Origin of the sequence: Corynebacterium sp. HMSC14H10, from assembly GCF_001807105.1 — a bacterium.
GTDB lineage: Bacteria > Actinomycetota > Actinomycetes > Mycobacteriales > Mycobacteriaceae > Corynebacterium > Corynebacterium jeikeium_D.
The window spans coordinates 150,369-166,547 of the sequence record NZ_KV787443.1 but is presented as its reverse complement, the minus strand read 5'-3'; the positions used below and the strand labels follow the sequence as shown (position 1 = coordinate 166,547).

Genomic DNA, 16,179 nt, shown 5'->3' with positions numbered 1-16,179 from the left:
AGAAAAACGCCAATTACCGTAGTATCTTTCCTTGTGACTGCCGAAACTAAAGAAATCAAAGAAAGTGTCGACGGCTCACCCGAAGTGACCATCGACCGCGTGGAGAGACCGCCTATGGACGGCCCCTCTCCTACGACACTGACTCGTTGGACAGCGATTATCGCTGGAATCGTCGGTTTCATTTGCTTTGTCATCACACCGTTCCTCCCGGTCGTGAATACTCAGTCCTCCGTGTCTTGGCCTCAGCGCGACACACTGAACTCAGTGGATGCACCGCTTATGGCGCAGGCACCGTTGGATCTGAGCGTCGATCTGCCTCTGTCCCTGACGGATGAACTCTCCGACAAGCGGACAACCCTGTTGTCGACTATCCCCCCGACCGCGGATAAGCCGACCAAACGGGGTCTGATGGTGCGTTCGGGCAAGGACGGCCTCGACGTCATTCTGCGCGACAGCGTGGTGATGAGCCTGGATAAGAAGGAGCTTGCCAGCAACAAGGGCAAGATCCTGGAGATCCGCTCAAACGAGCATGAGACCACCGTCAACATCGACGGCGCCAAGAACTCAGATGGTGAGAAGCTCACCGCCACCACACACGGCGATTACCGTCCGCAGGTCACCGGTATCTACACTGACCTGCCCGCTGACGGCGACGCGGCCAAGGCCGTAGCCGATGGACTCGATGTCCACATGAACATCGACTCCCGCTACACCTCACACCCGACAGTGGTGAAGTACATCGTCATGTACTTGGGTCTGCTTCTGACGCTGGCTTCCCTGGTCGCGTTGGCTCGCATTGACCGTATTGATGGTTCCCCCTTCACTCCGCTGTTCAAGCGCGGTGCGTTGAAGCCAACTCCGCTGGACATCCTGGTCGGCACGATTTTGGTTGTTTGGCACTTCATCGGTGGCAACACCTCCGATGACGGTTACATCTTCACCATGGCGCGCGTCTCCGACGAGTCGGGCTACATGGCGAACTACTACCGTTGGTTCGGCGCTCCTGAGTCACCGTTCGGCAGCCCCTACTACGACCTGCTGTCGCTGATGGTGAAGGTGTCCACCTCGTCTCTGTGGATGCGACTACCGGCGCTGCTGTCCGCACTGCTGGTGTGGTTCATTATCTCCCGAATGGTTATCCCGCGCCTCGGCGACAAGATTGCCCAGCGCCGGGTGGCCTACTGGTCTGCTGCTGGTGTGCTGTTGGCCTTCTGGCTGCCGTACAACAACGGACTGCGCCCGGAGCCGGTCATTGCGCTGGGATCCCTGCTGACCTGGGTATTCATCGAGCGCGCAATTCTGACTCGACGCCTGCTGCCAGCTGCAGTCGCAGTGGTTATCGCCACGCTGGCACTGGGCTCGGGCCCAACGGGCCTAATGGCAGTTGCTGCCCTGCTCGCAGGCATCCCGATGCTGGTGCGCATTGTCGTTGAGCGCCATAAGGCTCTCGGTGGTGGTTGGCAGGCCCCACTGATGCAGATTGCACCGTTCCTGGCTGCGGGCACCGCCATCTTGGTCGGTGTCTTCGGCGACCAGACTTTGGCCACGGTCCGCGAGTCCATTCGCGTCCGCAGCATCATCGGCCCGTCGGAGCCTTGGTACAACGAGTACGTCCGCTACTACTGGCTGGTGCTGCAGTCGGTCGACGGCGCCTTCCCACGTCGTTTCCCGGTTCTGATTGCACTGGCGTGCTTGACCATCACGATTGCCGCGCTGCTTCGTCACCGCACCGTTCCGGGGGCTCTGGCCGGCCCGTCGGCACGCCTGGTGTTCATGTTCATCGGCACCATGTTCTTCCTGACCTTCACGCCGACAAAGTGGACGCACCACTTCGGCGTATACGCGGGCATCGCGGCTTCCCTGGCAGCACTTGCCGCCATGGCCATTAGCCATTGGGTAGCAGGTAACCCGCGCAACCAGCTGTTCTTTGCCGGTGGTATCACCTTCATCCTCGCTTTCTCACTGATGGGCATTAACGGCTGGTGGTATGTGTCGTCCTACGGTGTGCCGTGGTTCGACAAGACCATTCAGTTGCGCGGTCACCAGCTGGGTTCAGCAGTATTGGCTCTGGCCTTGCTACTGCTGCTGGCTGGTGCCGTAATGAACTTCGTCCAGGAGTTCCGCACCAAGCCGAAGTCGCAGGAAAAGTCGGCACGCGCGCGCCGCATCAATGCAGTTGCATCGTCCCCGATTGCGGTGACGACGCTGCTGGTGACGATGTTCATGGTGGCTTCGCTGGGCAAGGGCGCAGTATCGCAGTACCCGGCATACTCGGTCGCCGCTGGTAATATCCGCTCCTTGGCTGGTCAGACATGTAATATGGCGAGCGATGTGCTGATGGAAACCGATCCGAACGATGGCTTCCTGAATACCGTCGATGGCAAGCCGCTAGCGGAATCGCTGCGCGGTGGCGGCAAGAACCGTGGCTTCGACCCGAACGGCGTCCCGTCTAATATGAAGGCCGAAGCTGTGGACACCAGCCAGAGCCAGGCAAGTACTGCCGACACTGATGATCAATCTACTGATCCGGAAGCCACAGTTGAGGGCGGTTCCGCGTCGGGCACCGACGGCGGCAAGCGCGCCGACAAGGGTGTCAACGGCTCGCAGGTCGAGCTGCCATTTGGCTTGGATCCGGATAAGGTGCCGGTGCTTGGCTCCTACTCCGAGGACATTCAGCGTCCTGCAAGCCTGGAAACTTCCTGGTTCCAGCTGCCTGAGATTGACGAGGACCACCCGCTACTCGTCGTATCGGCGGCCGGCCGTATCTTCCACCACGACATCAACGGTGTGGCTCAGCAGGGTCGCAAGCTGGTGGCAGAGTACGGTCGCAAGGGCGGCGACGAGGATGGCTTCGAGGTCCTCTCCGAGTCGGAGCCGATTGATATCGGCCCTGCTCCGACCTGGCGTAACCTGCGCTTCCTGACCGAGGAGATCCCAGAGGGAGCGACCGCTGTGCGACTGGTCGCGGAGGACAATGACGTCTCCGAGGATCAGTGGCTGGCACTGACCCCGCCGCGCCTGGCCGAGCTGCAGTCGATGACTGATGTCATTTCGCCGGAAACTGCGACTATCCCGGACTGGCCGGTTGCCTTCCAGTTCCCGTGCCAGCGTCCGTTCGACCACTACGCAGGTGTCGCAGAGCTTCCGGAATACCGCATCACTCCGGACCGTGGCCTGAAGGTCGTCGGTGCAGATGTCTGGCAGTCGGTCGATGGCGGTGGTCCGCTCGGATTCTCCGACGCTGTGAATGAGGCTACGTCCGTACCGACTTACCTCAAGAACGACTGGCGCCGCGACTGGGGTTCCGTCGAGAAGCTCTCGCCACGTCCGAATAAGGACAAGGTCAAGCCGGATGTCGCCGAAATTGAGTATGAAGATATCACTCGCTCGGGTCTATACTCGCCCGGGAAGATGATTGTGAAGGATCCCTAGGCGAAAGAGCCTCGGTGCCTCCTTCACCTAAGGAGCCCGAGTGACTGCACAAACCCGTTCCATCGTTGTCGCCGCAATGGTTGTGACTGACCCGGTGGGGCGGGTTTTGTGCGTTCGTAAGCGGGGTACGGATACGTTCATGCTGCCCGGCGGCAAGTTCGAGCCGGGTGAGTCCGTCGATAACCCGGAGGTCACCGCCGCGCGCGAAGTCTCCGAGGAGCTCGGCGTGGACATCGAGCTATCGCAGCTGCGTCCGTGGAATATCGCCCGTGCGGCCGCCGCCAACGAGGCGGGCTTCGAGGTCGTCGGCCACCATGTGCGCTATGTCGGCGAGTTCACCGATGAGCTGGCGAACGTTCAGCCCCACGCCGAAATTGAAGAGGTCCGCTGGCTCGACCCCTGGCTACCGACCGGGAAAATCGCCCCTATGCTGGTCGAAACCACTCTGCCGAAGCTCCGCGAAGAGCTGCCCCAGCTTGCCGCTGGCCGTGAGCAGCCACAGCGCGCACTGTCGTCACTGACTGTCTTCTGCGGCTCCGGCTTCGGCAACGATCCCGCCTGGCGCGTCACCGCCGAACGCCTCGGCCAGACACTCGCGGAAAATCGGGTGGAGCTCGTCTACGGGGGCGCGGCGATTGGTCTTATGGGCACGGTTGCTAACGCGTCGCTTGACGACGGCGGCAGTGTCACCGGTGTCATCCCCGAGGTCCTGGTCAAGAAGGAAATTGCCCATCCGCGGCTGACTCACCTGGAAACTGTTGCGACTATGGCCGACCGCAAGTCGCGCATGTATGAGCTTGGCGATGCTTTTGTTGCGCTCCCCGGCGGCGCGGGCACGCTGGAGGAGTTCTTCGAAGTGTGGACCCAGCAGCACCTGGGGATTCATGCCAAGCCAGTGGCGTTGCTGGGTCCTTCGGGCTTTTGGGAGCCGCTGTTGGCTCTGCTCCGCAACGTTGTGGATGCGGGTTTTGTGCGGCCGGAGCTTCTCGATGCGCTTATTGTCGTCGACGACGTCGACAAGCTCCTGCCTGCGTTGCTTGCGTGGCGTGCGGGGCGGACGAAGTTTTAGCCCGACCCCAGACCCCACAACATCCTGCTAGTGAGCAGCAGCCAGCTGCTGCAGCTCAGCTTCGGTGCCGTTGAAGACGTCCTCGTCCACGTTGGTCGGGATGCCATCGACGCGGCCGGTGGAGGAACGCTGCCAGAAAGCCATACTCTCCCAACCGCCCGGCAGTGAGGTCGGAGCGCTGTCTTCGTAGGCGGCGAGCCACAGCGGGTAGTCAGTGAAGTCGGTCGAGTTACCCATCGGGTTCTGCCAGAACCAACGGTAGGTGTAAATCATCGGGGTTTCGCCGGTCTTTTCCTCTACGCGCTCGAGGAAGTCCTTGGTCCACTTCTGCAGCTGGGTCGGGTTGAGGCCATTATCCAGCTCGATGTCCAGCACCGGCGGCAGTGTCTTGTCTGTGGAGATTTGCTCATCGCGCTGCTGCAGTGCTTCTACGTACTGGTCAGCCTGCGCAATTGCGGAGCGATCCGGATGTGCCTTGTGGTAGCTGCCCACATACAGACCGGCCTTCGCTGCGGCGATGGAGTCCTCGAGGAAGTACTTCTGGTCACCTTCGACACCGTCGGTGGCCTTGATGAAAGCGAACTTCTGGCCGCTGGCTGCGACCTCGTCCCATTTCAGCGCGACGCCACCTGGGCGCTGCCACTTGGAGACGTCCACGCCGGTCGGCCCCATGTGGAAGCCGGTGCGCGCCGAGTTAGACGATGCATTCTCGGTGGATTGAGACTCAGCGCTCGACTCAGAGTTAGTGGACGAACCGTTGGCACCAGAGTCCTGCGACTCCTGAACAGTCAAGAAGTCGAGCGAGCCCTTGGAATCAGCAGCGGACGGGTTGGAGTGTGCAGATGCGTCCTGTGTTTGTGCGTCTGCCGGTGCAATAACACCCAAGGTCAGCGGCGCAACGGCCACGATACTTGCCAAAGTGGCGCGTCCCGGGCGTCGCTTCAGCACCGCGGTCGCGGAAAGTGGAAGAAATTTCATGGTTTGCACCTTACCCCCTAAACCACTTCAGCCCCATTCGTAAGCCTAAACTTATTCCACCCCTCCAGTCACAGCTTCAATCCGTCCTTGCCCCTAGACTGGCGGCATGACAAATAGCACTAATACTGAGACCCAGTCCGCAACGTCCCAATTCTCAACAACTCCTCGCCCGCAGGATGACCTCTACTTGGCCACCAACGGTGAGTGGATTAACAATCACGTCATCCCGGCTGACCGCCCCATCGATGGCGCCTTTTACAAGCTGAGGGATGAGGCGGAGGAAAACGTCCGCGAGCTCATCACCACTGCCGCCGATGCGGATCCGAATTCCCGCGTCGCTCGCTTGTACAACTCTTTTATGGACGAAGCCGCTATTAATAACGCCGGCGCTGCTCCACTCGCGCAGGATTTAGAAATGATCGCCTCCGCCGAGAACGCACATGAGCTGGCGTTGGCGCTCGGCCACCTCGACCGTCTCGGTGTCGGTGGTGCGCTCGGGTACTGGGTGGAGAAGGATTCCGGCTCGGACCTGGACGCTCTCTATCTGTTGCAGTCGGGTCTCGGCCTCCCGGATGAGGCTTACTACCGCGAGCCGGGTCACGCCGACACCCTCGCTGCCTATGAACAGCATGTTGCCGCTATGTTGAAGCTCCTCTCCTCGCATGACGACGGCGCGGGGGAACTCTCCACCGCGCTTGCTGCATTCGAGTTGGTGGACCCGGCCGCTGCGGCGGCGCGCATCGTGGCTTTTGAAAAGCGAATTGCCGCTGGTCACTGGAATGTGGTCGATACCCGCGATGCACTGAAGACCTATAACAAGACGGCCATTGCTGACCTCCCCACCGGCTTCCCGGTCGCGGAGTGGCTCGCGGCCACCGGTGTCAATGAGACGAACCAGACTGCCATCGACACCATCGTGGTGATGATGCCGTCGTACTTCGAGCACTTAAGCAAGCTGTGGCAGGACACTGACCTGGCAGATCTGCGCCTGTGGGCACTGTGGCGCGTCCTCCACCAGCGTGCCGCCTACCTGTCGGATGACTTCTCCGCGGAGAGCTTTAACTTCTACGGCCGCACCTTGCAGGGTTCGACCGAGCAGCGTGCACGCTGGAAGCGTGGTGTTGCCTTTGCGGACGGGGCGGTTGGGCATGACGTCGGCAAGCTGTATGTGGAAAAGCATTTCCCTCCGGAGTACAAGGAGCAGGTCCTGGAACTGGTGGACTACCTGCTGGCGGCGTACCGGGAGCGCATTTCGCAGCTGCCGTGGATGACGAAGGCGACGCAGGAGCGGGCACTGGAGAAGCTGTCGCTGTTTAAGGCCAAGATTGGTTACCCGGAGCGTTGGCGTGACTACTCGGCGATGGAGCTCGGGGATTCACTGATGGACAATGCTCGCGCTGCCAGCGCTTTTGCGCATGATTATGAGGTGGCAAAGCTGGGCACCCCGGCCAATCGCGATGAATGGCATGGCACTCCGCAGACGGTCAATGCTTTCTACAATCCAGTGGTCAATGACATCACGTTCCCGGCTGCGATTTTGCAGTCTCCGTTCTTCTCACCGGACGCTTCCCCGGCGGAGAACTTCGGCGGTATCGGTGCGGTGATTGGCCATGAGATTGGTCATGGTTTCGATGACCAGGGCTCGCAGTATGACGGTCACGGCAACCTTCACCAGTGGTGGACCGATGAGGATCGCGCAGCTTTTGAGAAGCTGACCTCCGCACTGGTGGACCAGTACGAGGGCCTGGTTCCGCAGGCTCTGCGCGAGCAGGCCGAGGAGGGCGCTGACCTGCCCGGTGTCAACGGTCGCTTCACCCTGGGAGAGAACATCGGTGACTTGGGCGGGCTTGGTATTGCTGTCGTCGCTTTCCGCCGTTTCCTCGCTGCCCGCGGAAAGGAACTCGGGTTGGAGGACACCCCCGAGACCTACCGTGACCTGTTCAAGCAGTGGGCACTGGTCTGGCGTTCCAAGATTCGTCCGGAGTTTGCACGCCAGCTGCTTGCCATTGACCCGCACTCGCCAGCGGAGTTCCGCTGCAACGTCATTGCCAGCAACATCGATGAGTTCCATGAGGCCTTCGGCACTTCAGCGGGGGACGGCATGTGGCGTGAGCCGAATGAGCGCGTGAATATCTGGTAATTCTGCGGGAACCCAACCTGCGCTGCCTTATCCTCCGATGCTTTCCGGGCTCTCCGATGCCTTCCGCAGCCTCCGGGGACAGCCAACGCCTCACCGTTTACTACAAATGCAAAAGCTGACTTTTTGTTTTTGCAAACGTGGAACTAAAATCACAGGTGAGGCGCACGCTTTCCCGATGATCAAGTCGGGCAGGGCCCAATCAAGCGAGGTTCCTGTTACATGTGCGCTTGCTAAGTGCTCTTGCTGGAGGAGGCCGCTGTGGACACTCGCGACATCCAAGCACTCACCGCCGTCAAACTCTATTACGGCGAGGGGCTCACACAGTCTCAGGTTGCAACCGAACTCGGGGTTTCCCGTCCAACGGTCTCTAAGCTGCTCAACCTTGGCCGTGAGCGCGGTTACGTGCGCATTGAAATCCACGATCCGCGCGAGGAAGCCTCAGAGACCGCTACGCAGATGCGGGATCGCTACCAGCTCAACGATGTGCGCCTGGCGCAACCGGCACGCGCTGGCAACGCAGTCTTGCTCCGCGAGTTGGGGCGTGTGGGCGCCGAGCTTCTCGACGAGCTGGTGGTCGACGGTACCCTCGTCGGTGTTTCGTGGGGTAAGACCATGTACTCCGTATCCACGCAATTGAAGTCCAAGGATGTCTCGGGCGTGGAAATTGTGCAGCTCAAGGGCGGAATGAGTCATTCCGATAAGTCGACGAATGACATCCGCACTATTGGCGGGTTCTGCCACGCTTTCCATGCCTATGCCCGCACATTGCCGCTGCCGGTGATTTTCGATTCGGTCGAGACCAAGCGCATCGTGGAACAGGATCGGTTCATCGCCAGCGTATTGGCGCTTGGCCGGACGGTGGACATTGCCGTTTTCACTGTCGGCGCAGTCGACCATGATTCACTGGCCTTGAACTTGGGGCAGCTGTCGGCAACCGAAAAGGACTTACTCGTGGAGCGCGCAGTGGGCGATGCCTTCTCACGCTTCTACCGCCCGGACGGTGGCATTGCGCTGCCAGAGGTCGATGCCCGCACGGTAGGTATCAGCCTCTCTGACCTGCGCCGGATCCCCACTCGGGTACTTGTGGCCGGTGGCGCACACAAGGCCGAGGCTATCGATGTGGCCCTTCGAACAAAGTTGGCCACTCACTTGGTCATTGACGATGCCACCGCCGAGCGCCTACTTTCGCTCGACTCATCGGACTCACTGGGCTCGCCAGACTCACCCCCTAGCTCCACCCCTCCCTCTGCCACGGATTAGCTGTCTCGGGACGCATCAGTACAAAGAACTGACACCCGGGCCCGAGAAGCGTCTCTGCCCTCTTCGACCGATAGACTTAAGCGAGCGCAGATGTCCGCATATATGTTGCAGCCGCTGTCCGGTCGGAGAGGACGATTCTTTAGGTGTCACCAGCACAGCAGATCAAGCACACACTCCAGGCCTACGAGTCGGCGGACGCATCTTTTGCTCAGTCCGCGAAGAAGTTGCCACCCGTGGGGTGGAAAGGTGCGCTCTACGCTCTCAAGCGTGCGGGTATCGAGTTTTTCTTGGAGCTCGGTTTCGACGCCGCCGCGAAGTTGACTTACTACACGGTGCTAACCTTCGCACCCGCACTGCTTGCGATTTACTCAATTGCCACGCTGATGTTGGCCGGTTACACCGATGACCTCAACCGACTGACCGAGGATTTCATCCGCAGCTACATTCCAGCTGAGTATGCCGAACCGATTCGCAATGTCATCTCAACGATTATCGGCTCCGCCACGGGCGGTCTCGTCGCACTGACTATCGGTATTGTCTTTGCGCTGATTTCGTCGTCGGCCTACACGCGCGCATTTTCGCGCACGGCTAACTCCATCTATGGCGTGTCCGAAGGCCGCACGCTTATTCGCTACCACCTGCTCATGGTCGCCATTACGCTATTGCTACTCATTGGCACGGTGGTGCTGCTCATTGCGATTATTGTCAATGACCAGCTAGTTATCACCATCGTCGAACCGGTTGCCCGCCCGTTGGGCATTGAATCGACCACGCGACAGGTCATTGACTTCTGCATCTCCGTCTGGAGTTGGCTGCGCTGGCCGATCATTATCGTCATGTCGATGATCCTGATTGGCTCGCTGTACTACTTCACACCGAACGTGCGCATGCGCAAATTCCGCTGGCTCAGTACCGGTTCGGCACTGGCAATTATCAGCTCGCTGATTATTGGCAAGGCATTGCAGCTTTACCTGTTCAACTTTGCGGCTTCAAACCCCTACGGCGCCATGGGTGCCGTCATTGCTCTCATGACTGCACTTTGGGGCATTAATGTCGTCGTGGTCTTCGGCTTTAAGCTGGATGCCGAGGTTGAGAGGATGCGCCAACTGCGCGCCGGCCTGCCCGCAGAGCGATACATCCAGCTTCCACCCCGAGCTACCGCGGCCGCCGAGGGTGAGCAGAAGATCCATCAGAATCTAGAAAAGCAGGCGGCCGAATTCCGAACTGAGGAACCCGACCGCCTGGATAAAATGCCAGCAGAAGCAACTGAAGATTTTTCCTCGCAGCCTGCTGCTGAGACTGACCCTGCTACCGATCCGTTCAAGAGGATCGACTAGCAGGGCCAGTAACTAACCACACAGCACCTAGCTATAGCGCAATCACACCCACAATTGCAGCGTTGAGCAGGTTGGTGCACAGGCCCGCAATCAGCGCCAGCGGACCGTTCTTGGCAATCTCACCGCGACGCTCCGGCGATAGCGCACCGAAGGAACCGATCTGAATTGCAATGGAAGACAGGTTGGCGAAGCCAGCCAGGGCGAAGGTCGCCAGCATGATGGACTTCGGATCCAGCGAGTCGACGTGCTCCGAGAACGAGGTGTAGCCGACGAACTCGTTCAGAATCGTCTTCTCACCAATGAAGCTACCGACCAGCCCTGCGTTCTCCCACGGCACACCAATCAACCAGGCAATCGGCGCGAAGATCAGGCCGAACAGCCCCTCCAGTGACCAGTTTTCCTGACCGAACCAGCCGCCGATGCCGCCAATCATGGCCGACAGCATCGCAATCACAGCGATGAACGCAATCAACAGACATGCCACAACCACAGCGATACGACCGCCGGCCAACGCACCCGATCCTAGCGCGTCAATGACGTTCTTCGACTCAGTGTCGCGGACATCCTTCACCGACGCATCCAGATCGGATTCCTCCGTCTCCGGCCAGAAAGTCTTCGCAATCAGCAGCGAGCCCGGCGCGTTCATTACCGATGCCGCCAGCAGGTACTCCAATGGCGCACCGAGCAGGGAGTAACCAATCAACGTCGATCCGGCCACCGACGCAAAACCGCCCGACATACATGCGAACAGCTCCGACTTGGTCAGTTTCGGAATATACGGCTTAACGACGAGCGGAGCCTCCGACTGCCCGAGAAAAATCACCGTGGAAGCGAAGACGGACTCCACCTTCGAGGTTCCCATAATGAACTTCAGTGCGGACCCGACATATTCAACGAAGTACTGCACTACCCGCAGGTAGTAGAGGGCGCCGAGGACCGCGCCCAGGAAGATGATCACTGGCAGCACGTTGAGCACGAAGACGAAGTTTTTACCCGTGCCGTCGAAAAGATTACCGAAGACAAACGAGGTGCCCTCATTTGTAAAGTCGATCATCTTCTCAATGGCACCGGCCACGCTCTTCAACGCCTGGAAGCCGGGTTCCCACTTCAGCACTACCAGCGCGAACACCGCTTGCAGCAGCAGGCCAACGCCGAGTGTGCGCCAGTTAATGGCTTTCCTGTTCTTTGAGATAGCAATGGCAAATCCGATGACGAGGATGATGCCCAGTAAGCCTTGCAGTCTATCCATGACTAAGGTCTTCTTTCTTGATAAAAGAGGCTGTGGTGATGATGCCTACAGGTCCTCGGGACCAAAGGCGTAAGGGAGAATTTTTTCAAAGTCAATGCTGGCCGGAGCGCCTAAACCACCATTTTCCGGGCGCTCGGATTCCACAATGACACGCTTGCACCCAAATTCGTGCAGGACCTGCCGACAGGCACCACAGGGGTGGCACGGTGCCGCCTTTCGCCCGACAATGGCACAGGCCGCAATCTTATGGTTGCCGCCGTGCTCCGCGACCATGCGGAACACGGCTGTACGCTCTGCGCAGTTGGTCAACCCATAGGACGCATTTTCCACGTTGCAGCCTGTGACCACCGTGCCGTCGTCAAGCAGAAGTGCGGCACCGACCGGAAAACCTGAATAGGGGACGTACGAGTTTTCCGTGGCTGCGTAGGCCTTAGCCAGTAGTTCTTCGTCTGAAATGTAGGACATTGTGCTCTCCCTCCCCGAGCCTGTTCGAGGTGTTTATGCAAACATACTTATGTGGGTACAAATGGAAAGTTGCCTATTGACATTTGTTCTAGTGCTGATGATAATCGGAATCAGCAGAGTTCACAAGACCAATATCGCTAAGCACGATCGCCTATAAAAGGAGCGAACAATGGCTGAAAAGTTCGATGTAGTTGACGTCATCAAGGTAAAGCGTGATGGCGGTGAGCTCAGTCCGGAAGAGATTTCCTGGGTCATTGATGCCTACACTCGCGGTGTCGTGGGCGATGAACAGATGGCGGCGCTGAACATGGCCATCTTCATCCGCGGCATGAACCGTCGCGAGATTGTGGATTGGACTCAGGCGATGATCGACTCGGGCGAGACCATGAGCTTCGCATCGCTGAGCAAGCCCACCACGGACAAGCACTCCACCGGTGGTGTCGGCGACAAGATCACACTGCCGCTGGGCCCACTGGTGTCCTCCTACGGCGTGGCCGTCCCGCAGCTGTCTGGCCGTGGCCTCGGCCACACCGGCGGCACCCTGGACAAGCTGGAATCCATTCCGGGCTGGCAGGCTGATGTTCCGAATGACCGCTTGATGCAGGTCCTGGAGGATTCCGGCGCGGTCGTCGCAGCAGCCGGTGCGGGCCTGGCACCTGCGGATAAGAAGATTTACGCGCTGCGTGACATCACCTCGACGGTGGACTGCATTCCGCTGATTGCCTCGTCGATCATGTCCAAGAAGATTGCGGAGGGCACCTCCAGCTTGGTGCTGGATGTCAAGGTCGGCTCGGGCGCCTTCATGAAGGATCTGAATCAGGCCCGCGAACTGGCCCGCACCATGGTTGACCTGGGCAACGACGCGGGCGTGAACACCCGCGCGCTGCTGACGGACATGTCCACGCCGCTGGGCCTGACCATCGGCAACGCCCTCGAGGTCCGCGAATCGGTGGAGGTTCTCGCCGGCGGCGGCCCCGCAGACGTCGTGGAGCTGACCTGTGAGCTGGCCCGAAACATGCTGGAGCTGGCCGGCGTACACGATGCTGACGTGGAGCAGGCTCTGAAGGACGGCCGCGCAATGGATTCGTGGAAGAAGATGATCCGCGCTCAGGGCGGCGATCCGGATGCCGCGTTGCCGGTGGCACCTCACACGCACGATGTGGTTGCGCAGGCTGACGGTTACCTGACCAAGCTGGATGCACTGGCTCTCGGCGTTGGTTCCTGGCGCTTGGGCGCAGGACGTGCTCGTAAGGATGATCCGGTGCAGGCCACTGCCGGTATTGAGATTTTCGCCAAGCCGGGAGACAAGGTGGTCAAGGGTCAGAAGCTGCTCACGCTGCACACTGAAACTCCGGATAAGTTCGAGCGCGCTCTCGAGTCCATCGAGCCGGGCATTGAAATCGGCGACACCGCGCCGACAGCCGAGCGCGAGATTATCCTCGATCGCGTGTCCTAGAAAATTTCTGACGGGCTCGCGCCGGCGCCACTTCCCCGCCCCGAGCCCGCCATCTCCCTACTTTGACGCTCTCTCCCAAATTTCCGAAAGGACTTGATTTCTCCCATGACTTCCCGCGCTGATGTTGCCAAGATGATTGACCACACCCTGCTCAAGCCAGAAGCCACCTCTGACCAGGTCAAGGCTCTTATCGCCGAGGCCGCCAAGCTCGGCACCTACTCCATCTGCATCTCCCCCTCGCAGCTCCCAGTCGAGGTGCCTGAGGGCCTGCACATCGCCACTGTCGTAGGCTTCCCCTCCGGTGCGGTGAAGGCCGAGGTCAAAGCCACCGAGGCCGCCCGCGCCGTGGTCGATGGTGCCGAAGAGATTGACATGGTCATCAACATCGCCTTCGCCAAGGAGCACCGCTTCGACGACCTTGAGGCCGAAATCAAGACTGTTCGCGATGCCATTCCGGGCAAGGTTCTGAAGGTCATCATCGAGTCGGCCGCCCTGACCGATGAGGAAATCATCGCAGCTTGCAAGGCCTCCGAGTCCGCAGGCGCAGACTTCGTCAAGACCTCCACAGGTTTCCACCCAGCTGGCGGCGCTTCCGCTCACGCCGTGAAACTCATGCGCGAAACCGTGGGCGACCGCCTTGGAGTCAAAGCCTCTGGCGGTATCCGCGATGCCGCTGCCGCTGAGGAAATGATCGCCGCTGGCGCCTCTCGCCTGGGCCTTTCTTCCTCCGCCGCTGTCCTCGACGGTCTGAAGTAGGCTAACCCCGATGCTCTCCGAACAGCTACAAGCCACCATCACCGATTGGATCGCCCACGATCCGGACTCGGCCACCGCCGCTGAGCTCTCCTCGCTTTACGACGAAGCCAAGGCCGCCAACCCCGATGCGATTGCCGAGCTGGAAAGCCGTTTCGCCGGGCCACTCGAATTCGGCACTGCAGGTCTTCGCGGTGTCGTTGCCGCTGGTCAGTCTCGCATGAACCGTGCCACGGTCATCCGTGCCACCGCTGGCCTGGTTGCGCATCTGAAGAACATTGTGGGCGACGACTTCACCGTGGTCATTGGTTGCGATGCCCGCCACGGCTCCGCCGATTTTCACCGCGATGCCGCCGCGGTTGTCGCCGCAGCCGGTGGCAAGGCCCTGGCTCTGCCACAGCAGCTGCCCACACCGGTGACCGCCTTTGCCGTGCGCCACCTCAATGCCGATGCCGGCATCATGGTCACGGCCAGCCACAATCCACCGAAGGACAACGGCTACAAGGTTTACCTCGGTGGCCGCGCGGTGGAGTCGGATTCCCGCCGAGGCGTCCAAATCATCGCGCCCCATGACAAGCAAATTGCGGACGCCATCGCCGCTGCTCCACCGGCTGATGAGGTCCCGCGTGACTTCGATGCCGTCGAGCAGGTTGGTCCTGAACTACTGGACGCCTATGTGAAACGGGCGGCTGCGCTCGCAACGACGTCGTCAAGCGAAGAGAAGCAGGCAGCGAAGATTGTTCTCACCCCGATGCATGGTGTCGGTGGCGAGACCATCGTGCGCACACTGAACGCGGCAGGTTTCTCGAATGTCAGCGTGGTTGAGAAGCAGTTCGCGCCGGATCCGGAGTTCCCGACGGTATCGTTCCCGAACCCGGAGGAAGCCGGGGCGCTGGATCTTGCGTTTGAGCTGGCACGTGCTGAAGACGCGGATGTCATCATCGCGGCTGATCCGGATGCGGACCGCTGCTCGGTAGCTATTCCGGACAGCGGCGTCGATGGCGGCTGGCGACAGCTCTCCGGCGATGACATCGGTGCGTTTCTGGGTGAAGTCATCGCTGCGGATGCCGAGGCCCGTGGGATTGCGACCGTGACCAATGATGAGGGCGCAGAGTTTCCGGCCACAATGGCTAACTCGATTGTGTCCTCGCGCCTGCTGGGCAAGATTGCCGCAGGTCACGGACTGAATTATCGCGCTACACTGACCGGCTTTAAGTGGATTGCTGGTGTGGACGGGCTCGTCTTCGGCTACGAGGAGGCCATTGGCTACTGCACTGACCCGGCAGTCGTGCGAGACAAAGACGGCGTATCTGCGGCGGTGCGTGTCGCCGACGCGGTGGCGCGACTGAAGGGCCAGGGTCTTGGCATCCAGGACCTGCTGGATGATGTTGCCCGTGCCCACGGTCTCTACAAGACCGCCCCGTTGACCTTCCGTGTCGAGGACCGGTCGCTGATTACCAAGGGCATGGACACTCTGCGCGCCAACCCGCCTGCACAGCTGGCCGGAGCGAAGGTCACGCAGGTCACGGACATGAATGATGGCCTAGACATGGTCGACGCCAAGGGCGAGAGCTATCACATCCCGCCTACTGACGGCATTCTCATCCTCACCGAGGCCAACGACCGCGTCATTGCCCGGCCTTCCGGCACGGAACCGAAGCTGAAGTGCTACCTGGAAGTCGTGCTGCCGGTCGCTTCGGCCGCGATTCCGCACGTGGCCGCGGCCGAGCGGCTCGACCAGATTAAGGCCGAACTCAAGGAAATCCTGGGGATGTAGCCACTAAGCAGCTAACCAATAGGCAGCTACCAGCTACACCTCGCAACAAACTGGGGTGCGCATGAACAAAACGGCCGAAAAATGGCCGTGGGGTTTCACGCGCACCCCAGTTTCGCATGTGCAGCCCGGAGTCTTGGGCCGGCTCACAAGTTACTGACTAGGTTTATGACAAAAACAAGCAGAAATTAGTGCCGAAACTGACATAAACTTAGGCAGTTTCTCGATGGTCACAACCTCATTTGAAGCTCACCACCTCATTTCGG

At 60.0% G+C, this 16,179-nt stretch carries 11 protein-coding genes; 8 read left to right on the top strand and 3 right to left on the bottom strand.

All coding sequences use genetic code 11. The annotated features are described in order from the left end of the window. Window positions 1–33 precede the first annotated feature (33 nt). Both HMPREF3135_RS09285 and HMPREF3135_RS09280 read left to right on the top strand, forming a co-directional pair. Window positions 34–3,432, top strand: a complete 3,399-nt coding sequence (locus tag HMPREF3135_RS09285; protein ID WP_070439305.1) for an arabinosyltransferase domain-containing protein — start codon at window positions 34–36, stop codon at window positions 3,430–3,432. A 40-nt stretch (window positions 3,433–3,472) separates the two neighbouring features. Further along, a complete protein-coding gene (locus HMPREF3135_RS09280) occupies window positions 3,473–4,501 on the top strand; it encodes a TIGR00730 family Rossman fold protein (protein ID WP_070439301.1) in 1,029 nt (342 codons plus the stop codon). 27 nt (window positions 4,502–4,528) lie between these two features. Here HMPREF3135_RS09280 and HMPREF3135_RS09275 read toward each other — a convergent pair whose 3' ends face one another. Then, window positions 4,529–5,479 carry a glycoside hydrolase family 25 protein gene (locus HMPREF3135_RS09275; RefSeq protein WP_070439298.1) on the bottom strand — a complete coding sequence of 317 codons (951 nt, stop codon included), beginning with the start codon at window positions 5,477–5,479 and terminating at the stop codon, window positions 4,529–4,531. A gap of 106 nt (window positions 5,480–5,585) precedes the next feature. On the opposite strand from HMPREF3135_RS09275, the gene HMPREF3135_RS09270 reads away from it, so the two are divergent. The 3 genes from HMPREF3135_RS09270 to HMPREF3135_RS09260 all read left to right on the top strand — a co-directional run bounded on the left by HMPREF3135_RS09270 (window position 5,586) and on the right by HMPREF3135_RS09260 (window position 10,216). Then, window positions 5,586–7,619 (top strand): M13 family metallopeptidase, encoded by a 2,034-nt coding sequence (locus HMPREF3135_RS09270; protein WP_070439295.1) that lies wholly within the window; start codon window positions 5,586–5,588, stop codon window positions 7,617–7,619. A gap of 258 nt (window positions 7,620–7,877) precedes the next feature. Beyond that, a complete protein-coding gene (locus HMPREF3135_RS09265) occupies window positions 7,878–8,879 on the top strand; it encodes a sugar-binding transcriptional regulator (RefSeq protein ID WP_070439353.1) in 1,002 nt (333 codons plus the stop codon). 143 nt (window positions 8,880–9,022) lie between these two features. Then, entirely contained in the window at window positions 9,023–10,216 is a 1,194-nt protein-coding gene (locus tag HMPREF3135_RS09260; protein ID WP_246818332.1) for a YihY/virulence factor BrkB family protein, read from the top strand. Between the two features lie 31 nt (window positions 10,217–10,247). Here HMPREF3135_RS09260 and HMPREF3135_RS09255 read toward each other — a convergent pair whose 3' ends face one another. Together HMPREF3135_RS09255 and HMPREF3135_RS09250 are read right to left on the bottom strand one after the other, a co-directional pair. Beyond that, window positions 10,248–11,465, bottom strand: a complete 1,218-nt coding sequence (locus HMPREF3135_RS09255) for a NupC/NupG family nucleoside CNT transporter (RefSeq protein ID WP_048732023.1) — start codon at window positions 11,463–11,465, stop codon at window positions 10,248–10,250. 45 nt (window positions 11,466–11,510) lie between these two features. After that, on the bottom strand, window positions 11,511–11,930 hold the full coding sequence (locus HMPREF3135_RS09250; RefSeq protein WP_048732021.1) for a cytidine deaminase: 420 nt from the start codon (window positions 11,928–11,930) through the stop codon (window positions 11,511–11,513). A gap of 169 nt (window positions 11,931–12,099) precedes the next feature. On the opposite strand from HMPREF3135_RS09250, the gene HMPREF3135_RS09245 reads away from it, so the two are divergent. The 3 genes from HMPREF3135_RS09245 to HMPREF3135_RS09235 all read left to right on the top strand — a co-directional run bounded on the left by HMPREF3135_RS09245 (window position 12,100) and on the right by HMPREF3135_RS09235 (window position 15,916). After that, window positions 12,100–13,386: a thymidine phosphorylase gene (locus HMPREF3135_RS09245; protein WP_049172492.1), complete on the top strand. Its 1,287-nt coding sequence runs from the start codon at window positions 12,100–12,102 to the stop codon at window positions 13,384–13,386. A 105-nt stretch (window positions 13,387–13,491) separates the two neighbouring features. Further along, complete coding sequence (deoC, locus tag HMPREF3135_RS09240) at window positions 13,492–14,142, top strand: deoxyribose-phosphate aldolase (RefSeq protein WP_016421813.1); 651 nt, start codon at window positions 13,492–13,494, stop codon at window positions 14,140–14,142. 10 nt (window positions 14,143–14,152) lie between these two features. Beyond that, window positions 14,153–15,916: a phospho-sugar mutase gene (locus HMPREF3135_RS09235; RefSeq protein ID WP_070439292.1), complete on the top strand. Its 1,764-nt coding sequence runs from the start codon at window positions 14,153–14,155 to the stop codon at window positions 15,914–15,916. The last annotated feature ends 263 nt before the right edge of the window (window positions 15,917–16,179 follow it).

What these genes read in the sequence shown, in the direction of transcription:
- HMPREF3135_RS09235 (WP_070439292.1), top strand. Translation starts at nt 14,153, where the DNA reads ATGCTCTCCGAACAGCTACAAGCCACCATCACCGATTGGATCGCCCAC.
- HMPREF3135_RS09270 (WP_070439295.1), top strand. Translation starts at nt 5,586, where the DNA reads ATGACAAATAGCACTAATACTGAGACCCAGTCCGCAACGTCCCAATTC.
- HMPREF3135_RS09245 (WP_049172492.1), top strand. Translation starts at nt 12,100, where the DNA reads ATGGCTGAAAAGTTCGATGTAGTTGACGTCATCAAGGTAAAGCGTGAT.
- HMPREF3135_RS09275 (WP_070439298.1), bottom strand. Translation starts at nt 5,479, where the DNA reads ATGAAATTTCTTCCACTTTCCGCGACCGCGGTGCTGAAGCGACGCCCG.
- HMPREF3135_RS09250 (WP_048732021.1), bottom strand. Translation starts at nt 11,930, where the DNA reads ATGTCCTACATTTCAGACGAAGAACTACTGGCTAAGGCCTACGCAGCC.
- deoC (WP_016421813.1), top strand. Translation starts at nt 13,492, where the DNA reads ATGACTTCCCGCGCTGATGTTGCCAAGATGATTGACCACACCCTGCTC.
- HMPREF3135_RS09255 (WP_048732023.1), bottom strand. Translation starts at nt 11,465, where the DNA reads ATGGATAGACTGCAAGGCTTACTGGGCATCATCCTCGTCATCGGATTT.